Source organism: Aeromonas sp. ZOR0002 (genome assembly GCF_963866995.1).
In the GTDB taxonomy this organism is placed as follows: Bacteria; Pseudomonadota; Gammaproteobacteria; order Enterobacterales; family Aeromonadaceae; genus Aeromonas; species Aeromonas caviae.
The window spans coordinates 52,928-54,948 of the sequence record NZ_CAWMFQ010000203.1 but is presented as its reverse complement, the minus strand read 5'-3'; the positions used below and the strand labels follow the sequence as shown (position 1 = coordinate 54,948).

The following is a 2,021-nucleotide window of genomic DNA, read 5'->3' as shown; positions in this document are numbered from 1 at the left end:
CCACCACGGCGGCGGCGATGGCGGGAATGCCGCCGAGGGACTGGCTGACGCTCATGGCGAGCGGCGTGGTGATGGACTTGGTGGCGATGGAGGCGAGCAGCGCCGGATCCGCCCCCATCAGGTGGCCGACCCCCAGGGTGGTACAGACCGAGATGAGCACCGCGGTGAGGGTGCAGGCCAGGATGGGTGTGAGCTTGTCGCGGATCTGGCGCGCCTGCTGGTAAAGCGGCAGGGCCAGGGCCACCACGGCGGGTTCCAGCAGGGCGGTCAGGGGCGAAGCCCCCTGCTGGTACTGATCCAGAGGCAGATCGAGCCAGAGCAGCAGGCCGATGATGACGGCGGTGGGGATCAGCACCGGATTGATGACGGGCCAGGGCAGGCGGCGGTAGAGGGCCCGGGTCATGAAATAGAGGGCCAGGGTGAGGGGCAGGGCGAACCAGAGGATCATGGCTTGTTCATCCTTTGATAGAGGTGGCCGACCGCGCCCAGGATGAGCACGATGCCGAGCACGACGCAGAGCATGATGAGACCGAAGGATTGGCGCAGGGGCTCGAGCCAGGCCACCAGGCCCACCGCCACCGGCACGAACAGCACCCCCATGTGGCGCAGCAGCAGGCCGCCCCCCAGCTCGACCCAGGAGAAGCGGACGATCTGCAAGGAGAGCAGCACGAACAGCAGCAGCATGCCGATGATGCTGCCGGGGAAGGCGAAGGACAGGATGGCCGCCACGGCCTTGCCTGCCAGCAGACAGGCGATGATGACCAGAAAATCACGAAGGTAGCGCAGGGTGCGTTGCAGCAGCACGGGGGCCTCATCTTGGCAAGTGTGAGCAAGGTCGCAGTTTAACAGGCACGGGGGGGAGGGAACAGGGTCAACTGGCCCGCAGGGGATACAATGGCCCGGCTTCAACCCCATTCACAAGAAGGAGTTCCCATGTCGACCCCCTCTCTCCTGGCCCGGTTGCGCCAACTGCCCGCCGATCCCGCCCTCCCTGACACCCTGCTGCAAACCCGCCAGTGGGAGGGGCCGCTTTGCCGGGTGAGGCTCGACAACACCGGGAAGCAGTCCGAGGCCGTCCACCACTGGCGGCTGTTTGAGGGGGATCTTGGACTTGCGCCCGACGCGGCCATCTACGGGGAGGGGTTCCAGATGCTGGCCCAGACCGGGGGACGCTGGAATGCCCCCGAGCACCTGGGCCGCTGCCCCGATGCGTCTGTCTATCGCATCACCGCCGATCATGGCTACCACACGGTGCACAACCTGCTGCTGGTGGCGCAGGAGGGGGGCTGGCTGCTGCTGGCCTTTGCGAGCTGCCAGCGCTTTGGCGGGGAGTTTCGCCTCCATCCCGACGGGCGCCTCGAGATCGTGATGAACACCGAAGGGCGCACCCTGGCGCCGGGTGCGCACTGGCAGAGCGAGGCGCTGATCTGCCTGGAGGGGCCGGACAGGGAGGCCCTGCTCGCGACGCTGGCGCAGCATATCGCCGCCGAGCACGGCTCCCTGGTGGGGGAGGTGCCCACGCGCCCGAGCGGCTGGTGCTCCTGGTATCACTACTACGCGAACGTGAGCGCGGCGGACATTCGCGAGAACCTGGCGGTGCGGGCCGAGCGTTTCCCGGCCCTGCGCTATGTCCAGATAGATGACGGCTATCAGGCCAGGATGGGGGACTGGCTCACCCCTTCCGCCAAGTTCGAGGAGGGGGTGGCGGCCCTGGCAGGGGAGATCCACGCCGCCGGTTGCGAGCCTGCGCTCTGGGTCGCCCCCTTTATCGCCGAGCCCGGCTCGCAAGTGTTCCAGCAGCACCCTGACTGGTTCGTGAAAGGGGAGGATGGCCTGCCGCTCCCCTCGGAGCGGGTCACCTACGGGGGCTGGCGCTGCACCCCCTGGTACGTGCTGGATGGCACCCACCCCGAGGTGCAGACGCACCTGGAGCAGGTATTTCGCACCCTGCGTACCCAGTGGGGCATTCACTACTTCAAGCTCGATGCCAACTTCTGGGGGGCCATCCACGGTGGTCGCTT

General features: G+C 67.4%; 3 protein-coding genes. 1 reads left to right on the top strand and 2 read right to left on the bottom strand.

Annotation, left to right across the window (positions count from 1 at the left end; genetic code table 11):
* The coding region (locus tag AACR77_RS12205) for an LrgB family protein (protein ID WP_042881825.1) at positions 1-448 on the bottom strand (448 nt) is incomplete at its 3' end.
* Positions 445-804 carry a CidA/LrgA family protein gene (locus tag AACR77_RS12200; protein WP_042881823.1) on the bottom strand — a complete coding sequence of 120 codons (360 nt, stop codon included), beginning with the start codon at positions 802-804 and terminating at the stop codon, positions 445-447. The genes AACR77_RS12200 and AACR77_RS12205, both read right to left, overlap by 4 nt.
* A 129-nt stretch (positions 805-933) precedes the next feature.
* Here AACR77_RS12200 and AACR77_RS12195 point away from each other — a divergent pair.
* A partial coding sequence (locus AACR77_RS12195; protein WP_042881821.1) for a glycoside hydrolase family 36 protein occupies positions 934-2,021 on the top strand: 1,088 nt, incomplete at its 3' end.